General features: G+C 66.7%; 7 protein-coding genes. 4 read left to right on the top strand and 3 right to left on the bottom strand.

Annotated elements, in window-relative coordinates; translation table 11 throughout:
- Positions 1 to 187 precede the first annotated feature (187 nt).
- Both ACPW96_RS07770 and ACPW96_RS07765 read left to right on the top strand, forming a co-directional pair.
- On the top strand, positions 188 to 613 hold the full coding sequence (locus tag ACPW96_RS07770; RefSeq protein WP_425882582.1) for a tyrosine-type recombinase/integrase: 426 nt from the start codon (positions 188 to 190) through the stop codon (positions 611 to 613).
- Between the two features lie 98 nt (positions 614 to 711).
- Positions 712 to 990: a hypothetical protein gene (locus tag ACPW96_RS07765; protein WP_425882581.1), complete on the top strand. Its 279-nt coding sequence runs from the start codon at positions 712 to 714 to the stop codon at positions 988 to 990.
- A 171-nt stretch (positions 991 to 1,161) separates the two neighbouring features.
- Here ACPW96_RS07765 and ACPW96_RS07760 read toward each other — a convergent pair whose 3' ends face one another.
- A complete protein-coding gene (locus tag ACPW96_RS07760) occupies positions 1,162 to 1,692 on the bottom strand; it encodes a DUF1269 domain-containing protein (RefSeq protein ID WP_425882580.1) in 531 nt (176 codons plus the stop codon).
- Positions 1,693 to 1,927: 235 nt separating this feature from the next.
- Positions 1,928 to 3,211 (bottom strand): APC family permease, encoded by a 1,284-nt coding sequence (locus ACPW96_RS07755; RefSeq protein ID WP_425882579.1) that lies wholly within the window; start codon positions 3,209 to 3,211, stop codon positions 1,928 to 1,930.
- 248 nt (positions 3,212 to 3,459) lie between these two features.
- Between ACPW96_RS07755 and ACPW96_RS07750 the strand changes: the two genes are divergently transcribed.
- Together ACPW96_RS07750 and ACPW96_RS07745 are read left to right on the top strand one after the other, a co-directional pair.
- A complete protein-coding gene (locus ACPW96_RS07750; RefSeq protein ID WP_425882578.1) occupies positions 3,460 to 4,539 on the top strand; it encodes a peptidoglycan-binding domain-containing protein in 1,080 nt (359 codons plus the stop codon).
- On the top strand, positions 4,436 to 5,548 hold the full coding sequence (locus ACPW96_RS07745; protein WP_425882577.1) for a type II asparaginase: 1,113 nt from the start codon (positions 4,436 to 4,438) through the stop codon (positions 5,546 to 5,548). Before ACPW96_RS07750 ends, ACPW96_RS07745 begins: the two co-directional genes overlap by 104 nt.
- On the opposite strand, the gene ACPW96_RS07740 is transcribed toward ACPW96_RS07745, so the two are convergent.
- A complete protein-coding gene (locus ACPW96_RS07740) occupies positions 5,542 to 6,957 on the bottom strand; it encodes a threonine/serine ThrE exporter family protein (protein WP_425882576.1) in 1,416 nt (471 codons plus the stop codon). The two genes, ACPW96_RS07745 and ACPW96_RS07740, sit on opposite strands and share 7 nt — an antisense overlap.
- Positions 6,958 to 7,226 lie beyond the last annotated feature (269 nt).

The raw sequence follows: 7,226 nt of genomic DNA, 5'->3' as shown, positions 1-7,226 counted from the left end.
CGGAACATATTCCGGGCCAACTCGGGAAGGGGCACCCCGGGCACGGGCATCTGGCTGCAAAACCCATCCTCGGGATCAAAAGTGTCATGCGACAACTGGGTGAACGACGCCGCAGATGGCGTGACAAACGTTTTCTGCGCCCCCTGACGTCCATTTGCAGGCCCACTGATCGGGCCGCAACAGTCGCATGATCCTTCAGGAACCGATCGCCAGACTGTGCGAAGGGAAGCCGCGAGATGCGCTGCTGTTCGGCGGAGGACTCGACTATCTGCAGCGGCCCCGTTCGTCCGGCAAGTCCCGCTCCTGGTTCGTGACCGCTCTCGACGATGCCGGTCTTGAGCGGATGACGGTCCACGACCTCCGGCACACCGCGGCATCACTGGCGATCAGCTCGGGTGCGAACGTCAAAGCGGTGCAGCGGATGCTCGGTCACGCGTCTGCCGCGATGACCCTAGACGTGTACGCCGACCTTTTTCGACGACGATCTCGACACCGTCTCGGCATCCCTCAACGCCGCTCGTGCGACCTCAATATCGAAGGCTTGAGGCAATCCACCGCGCGCGGCGAGACGGTGGACGAGCTCACGCTCGGGTCCGGCGGGTTGGGTCAGTGATGACGTCGCCTTCGACCGTGGTCAAACGACAAGTCCGCCAGAAGTCGCTGCAGCTGAATCCCTCTCGACGTGAACACCGCCGTGGATAGGCTCGGCCTGTGAGCAACCGAAACGTCCCCCTCCGCGCCCTGATCTTTCTCACTCTTGTGCCCCTACTCACGGGGATCTGCGCGGCTGGGCTCTCTCTCATCACAGCGGCCAGCAGGGCAACGGAAGCCGAACCGCTTGCCTCGCAGTTCTCAGCCAGGCCCGACCTCCTCACCTACCTGAACATCGGGTGGGTGTTGATCGGTTGGGGCCTGGTTGTGGGGATCGTCACGCTACACGCCGCCGCGATCACCACCGGACAGCGCATCGCCGCCCGTCCGGGCGAATGACTGTGCGCTGACCATCGGTCCGCGGACTTCCTCCCACGAGTTCGCCGGCATGGGTCAGTCCAAGGTGATCGAGAGGCACCGCGGCTCCTCGGACGATCAATCCCCGTGATGCCTCCCACCCGCGCACCTCCTCGCGTGCGTCAGGGCGTCCGGGTACACTCGGGCGCCGTCTCACTCGTAGGCTTCGTCGACCTCTTCGTCCAATTTCTCGCGGTCGACTGCAAGTTCTTTCCGTGTCAGCTTTGTGGCGTTCCCCAGCGACGTCTCAACTTCGTCGGCGTCGGCCGGATCGACGACGAGGACGATTCCCGCGCTTCCCGCGCTCAAGGTCTCACCGATCGCCTCGAGATCTTTCGAGGGCGACTTGCGCGAGATGTGTCCTGCAATAGCTCCGAGGCCGGCCCCGGAGCCGCCGGCGACGAGCAGTGCACTTCCGAGCGCCACTGCCGGGAACAGCGCGGCGGCGAGTCCTGCCGCGAGCCCAATCTTCAGGCCCTTCTTGGTGCTGCGGTGTTTGCCACTGTCCTCGTGCTTGATCACGGTGAGTTCGCCGTCGAGGCCCCGACGGATCAGTGCAGCGTCGAAGAACTCGTGCTTGTGATCCGAGTCCTTGAAGTGCTCTACCACCTGGTCGAAGTCGGCCACCGCCTGAGCCTCGTCCGCATACTGCGCGGCGATCGCGGCAAACTGCTGATCAGCCATTTCACCACTCCCAACTCCGGCAGCGGCCTCGCGGCCAACTGGCCCCTGGTTCTGTTGGCCGAAGTCTAGGGCGGGAAGTTTGCGGCGGCCAGGGCCCCAGCAGGCCGTGATTGGGGAACTCGACTGTCACCGGGCGACCGGGCCGCTCCGGACGGGACCGCCTCGTCGATCGAGGCGGCAGTGGGATGACCCGCTGCCAACTTGGGCTGGTGGCACACGAGTGTAACGGCCCGGCTCAGGTCTGCTTCCGCGCGGCAGCGCTTTTCCACCCGAAGTCGGCGATGATCGAGAGAGCCACGACGGCGAGTAGTGCGAGCGCGGTGGCCGGTTCGTTCACCAAGGTCGTGGTGCAGAAGACGATCAGGGTGCCCAGAGTCGCGACCAAGGCGATCACGAGAACAACGATGTTCGCACCGGTCTCACGGAATAGCCGGAAGTGGCCCACCGTCACCGTCGAGAAGACGAGTAGGGCGACGGCGCTGCCGATCGAGGCGATGCTGGTCAGATCGAATGCTGACACCAGGATGATGGCGAGCCCGGCCATCACCAGCAGCCCGACCGGGAAGCGCCCCCCCGATCGGCCGAACACGGGTGGGAACTGCCCGATCGACGCGAGTTGCCTGGTCATTCCGATCGAGGGATAGAGGCCGGCATTGACCGCGCCTGTGGTGGAGAGGAGCGCGGTGATCACCATCAGCACGTAGCCGGCTTGTCCCAAAGTGGGTTTGGCGGCCTCGGCGATGGCAGTCGCTCCGTACTCGACTACCTGGTTCGCGGTCAGCGTCCCGAAAACTCCGAGCGAGACGGCGACGTACACGGTCGTCGCGATGGCGAGCGCCAGGTAGATCGCGCGGGGGAGCTGACGGGACGGGTTGGGAAGGTCTTTAGCTGTGAACGTGATGACACCGAAGCCTAAGAACGCGAAGAAGGTGAGCGCGACGCTGGCGATGATCTCGCGAACGCCGGGGTAGCCACTGGGAGCCAGCAGGGCAGGATTCCAATTGGCGATCGTGACGACAGCGAAGACGGTCAGGATGCACAGCACGATCGTCACGAGCACAGACTGCACGCGCGCAACGGCAGTCGAGCCGACCGCATTCAACGCGGTCATCGCCAGCACGAGCAGCACTCCGAGCACCTTCGCCCAGAACTCGTCGCCCCCGGCGACGACCGAACTGGCATACCCGCCGAAGGAGGCGGCGATCATCGCGACGACGATCGATCCCGCGGTGAAGAACAACCAGGCACCGATCCCCGCGATATGCCCCTGCCCGAAGCCGCGTGACAGGTACTCCAACAGCCCTCCACCGGTCGGGTACCGGGCCCCCAGCTTGGCGAACGAATACCCCTGCAAACCCGCGATCGCCCCCGCGATGAGGAATGACAGCCACACCGCCGACCCTGCCACTGCGCCGGCGGCGCCGAGCAGCGCGAAGATTCCGGCTCCGACCATTGAGCCCACGCCGATGAACGTCGCCTGAAGTACCGTCATCCGCTTCTGAACATCCGGAGCGACCATCGTGCGCCTCCATGTCTCGGACCTCCGGCGTTAGCATCGGACGGCGAGGCCCATGATGGCCCGGTCTGCACTCCTGAGCAAGCCCGCTCATGTACTACGGGCAGGGAGCGTCAGTTCACCCCTCGCTGGGCGCGCGTCCGACGGCCATGATGGGGACCACGGTTGAGCGCCGCAGGAGGCTTCACATGAAGATGGACACTGCCAGGGTGCGGGGGCGACGAGTCGCGAGTGGCATGTTGGCTGCCCTCATGGCAGTTGGTCTCACCGGGTGCGCGGGTGAGGTCAGCAGCGTCGACCGAGCGGAGGCGCGGGTGGCCGCAAAGGAGAAGGCTCTGACCGACGCGCAGGCCGAGCTCCTCAGCGCGTCGGAGGCGTTCTGCGAAGCGAGCGAGACCTACGTCATGGCCCTCGACCGGTATGGAGACGTGCTGAACGAGACTGCGCCCACAGTGGGGGATGTGCGGGAGGCGGGCGCGGATCTCAGCGAGCCACGCGACGATGCGTTCGACGGTGCAGAGGAGGCAGTCGCTGCGCAGCAGCAGGTCGTGACCGCCGAAAAGGAGTTGGCCGAGGCCCGCGCGGCACTGGAGCGGGCGAATGCCGGCACCTCGGTCGAACCCAGTGTGGCCGCTCCACCGGAACCGACCGTCACACCGCTGGCGCCCGCAGCGGCCGTGGACCGGGTCATGCAGGCGGAGTCGGCATTCGCAGCCAGCCAAAGCGCGCTCACCGACGACACCCCGTTGGCGGACGCATCGGAGCAGTTCAACAGCGCCGCCGTCGCTCTGGAATTCGCCTGGCTACGATTGTTCGGCGAGGCGGGGTGTCTCCCCAATGAACAGACGCTGCAGGCGCAAGCCGCGCTTAGTGCGTACACCACGGCCCTGCAGCAGGATCTCGCGACGGTGGGCTACTACGCCGGTGCGATCGACGGCCTGTACGGGCCCGAAACGGTCGGAGCGGTGGAGGCGCTTCAGGAGGCTAACGGCCTCATCGTCACCGGCACGGTGGACAATGCGACCGCCGACGCACTGCAGGCCGAGCTCCTGGCGCTCGGGGGAGCGGCCGCGCAGGAATCCATCGCGACCACAGCGGCCGTCCAGCAGACACTCAAGCTCCTCGGACTCTGGGACGGACCGGTGGACGGCCTCTGGACCCCGGCCCTGACCGACGCTGTGACAGCGGCGCAGATCGAACTGGGCGTCGAACCGACGGGAGCGGTCGATGCCGCGACCCTGCACGCCTTCCAGGCGGCGATGGAGCAGGTCACTCAGCCGGACTCGCTGGAGAGCCCAACCCCCATGCCCTCGGCTTCTGACGAGTCGTAGCGCTCGACATCACATCGAGACCATGACAAGGGTCCATATCCTCGCCACCGGCGGAACGATCGCGGGGACGGCTTCGTCCGGGGTGGATGCGGCCTATCGCGCGGGCGGGCTGAGTCTCAATGCTCTGCTCGATGGCGTTCCCGGACTGGGAGAGTTGGCGACTCTCACTGGCGAACAGCTGGCACAAGTGGGCAGCCAGGACATGACCGACGTGTTGTGGCTCCAACTCGCTAAGCGGGTCAACGCTCTATTCTCCGCAGATGAGGCAGACGGCATCGTGATCACCCACGGCACTGACACCGCCGAGGAGACGGGATACTTCCTCCATCTCGTGGTCAAATCCGCGCGCCCGGTCGTGCTGACTGGCTCCATGCGCCCGGCAACCGCCCTGAGTGCCGATGGTCCGCTGAACCTGTTCAACGCGGTAGGTGCTGCCGCAGACCCGGACGCTCGAGGCAGGGGCGCCATCATCGCCATCAACGACGACCTCCACAGCGCGCGGGACGTGACCAAATCGAGCACCACCGACGTGCAGACATTCGTCTCTCCAGGTCCGGGTCTGCTCGGCACGGCGAGCTATGGTCGCATCCGCTATTTCCGTCATCCCACACACCCACATACGACGTCGACGGAATTCTCCGTCGACGGCGTGGCCGCCCTGCCTCGCGTCGACATCCTGTACGCGCACGCGAACATGCCTGCCGATCTGGTGCGAGCCAGCGTTTCTCTCGGAGCGCGAGGAATCGTCGTCGCGGGCATGGGAAACGGCAATGTTCCCGCCGACGTGGCGCGCGCGCTCGCCGACGCTGTTGATGGGGGAGTCGTCGTCGTCCGAAGCTCCAGAGTCGGCAGCGGTGATGTCGCACGCAACATCGAGGTGGATGATGACGGGTTGGGGCTGGTGGCGTCCGACCAGCTCAATCCTCAAAAGAGCCGCGTGCTGCTTCAACTGTGTCTGTTGCGCGGTCTGGAGGGCGGCGCCGTTCAGGACGCCTTCTATCGCTACTGAACGGGCGTGGCGGGCTCTTCGAAGTCCTCGAAGTCGTCGACCGCAGAGACCGCGAACCCGTGCAGCGAACCGCTCATGGCGAGCCCCAGCAGCACTCCGAGAGCGATGGCCATCATCGTCGCGATCGTCGTGACGATCGTGCTGGTTGCGCCGAGATCGCCTTCCAGCACGTTGGCTACGCCGATGAGCCCGAGGGCGCCCGGCACCAGCAGCCAGAAAGCGGGAAGGAAGCTGACCAGCGCCGGCGGTCCCGTGCGCTGACGCGCGACGAACACCGCGACAGGTGTCATCACGGCGGCGCCGACGAGGGCCGAAAGGACCCCATCGAACAGGACGTCGCCCAGCACCTGCGCTCCATACGCGACATACAGCACGACCAGGATCCAGCCGATGGATTTCGGTCGCGCGCACTGGTACACGCTGATCCCGAGGCCGAACACGGCGACCGCTATCCACGGGGCGATCTCGCCCAGCGGGGCGGGCCTGCCCGGATCGAAGGCGGGCAGTCCGACGAGCGCGGATGCCGCGACGACACCGGTCGCGAGGAGGAGCAGACGCATCGCGCCTGCGGCGACCCTCGCCGCTCCCGACATGATCTGGCCGGTGGCCAGCTCGATGACTCCGATCGTCAGCAGGCCGCCGGGAAGCAGGGTGACGAGCGGCGCCACCACCGCGGGAAGGACGCGCGGGTCCACGACGCGCGCTGCGAGCAGCACGATGAGCGAAACGCTGAGAGACACGCTGACCACCACGAGCGCTTGGGAGCCCGCCGGGAGGTGTTCCGTGAGCAGCAGCACCGTTCCCACCGCCAGTCCGAGGAGCCCGGCGAGAAGCACACCCGGCCAGGAGGATCCGACCAGGACACTGAGCGCTGCGGAGAGGAGTCCGTAGGCGCCGATCCTCTGCGGGCGCGAGAACGGCGAGGGCAGGCCGGCCACATCGTCGATCTGCCTTCTCACCCAGGCTGCTGCACCTGGTCGGCTGCGGGCCACCCCCACGATGCGGTCGACCCTGTCGACCTGGTGCAGAAGATACGACGAGTCGCCGGCCGACACTGCACGCGTCTGGGCCACGGCGCTCTCTGCCGAGGACACGAGGATCGATGTCGGGAAGACGATCGCCTGCACGGTCGGCCGCCCGCTCGCGGTGGCGAAGTCCCGGAGCGCCTCGTGGACGAGACCGACGGGGTATCCGCTGTCGATCATCGCCGTCCCCATCGCGGCCATCGAATCCAGCACGACCGGGGCGGGAATCGTCGCGGTGGGCGCGTCGGCCGGGTGGTGCGGTGGCGCGGGAGTCGGGCGCCGCCGCATCAGCGACCAGATGAACAGCGCCGCGGCGACCAGCACTCCGATCGCGATGAGCAGGGTCGGGAAGGAGGTCGTGGCGGTGGTGATGGCAGGGGACACCGCCGGGATGGTGGTTACTCGGATGGTCGGCGTCGGTGATGCAGTGGGCCGCGCAGTCTCCGCGGGAGTCGGGTTCGCCGACTCGCTCGGCACCGGGTCGGGGATCGCTGAACTCGTCGGGGTGGGGGTGGGTGCTTCCGTCTCGGTGGGTGTGGGAGCGGGCGTGGGCGCCGGGGATGGGCTTGCCGATTCTGTCGGGCCGTCCGGGGCAGTGGTCGCAGAGGACGCATTCATCAGAAGGGCGCCTGTGGACGGAGTCCCCCCGACTC

This window comes from Micromonospora sp. DT81.3, from assembly GCF_049847225.1.
In the GTDB taxonomy this organism is placed as follows: domain Bacteria; phylum Actinomycetota; class Actinomycetes; order Actinomycetales; family Microbacteriaceae; genus Microbacterium.
This window is presented reverse-complemented; position numbering and strand designations above follow the sequence as displayed.

Bases quoted from the DNA above. Each gene is read 5' to 3' on its own strand.
- ACPW96_RS07770 (WP_425882582.1), top strand. From the start codon at position 188: ATGATCCTTCAGGAACCGATCGCCAGACTGTGCGAAGGGAAGCCGCGA.
- ACPW96_RS07760 (WP_425882580.1), bottom strand. From the start codon at position 1,692: ATGGCTGATCAGCAGTTTGCCGCGATCGCCGCGCAGTATGCGGACGAG.
- ACPW96_RS07755 (WP_425882579.1), bottom strand. From the start codon at position 3,211: ATGGTCGCTCCGGATGTTCAGAAGCGGATGACGGTACTTCAGGCGACG.
- ACPW96_RS07750 (WP_425882578.1), top strand. From the start codon at position 3,460: ATGGCAGTTGGTCTCACCGGGTGCGCGGGTGAGGTCAGCAGCGTCGAC.
- ACPW96_RS07745 (WP_425882577.1), top strand. From the start codon at position 4,436: ATGCCGCGACCCTGCACGCCTTCCAGGCGGCGATGGAGCAGGTCACTC.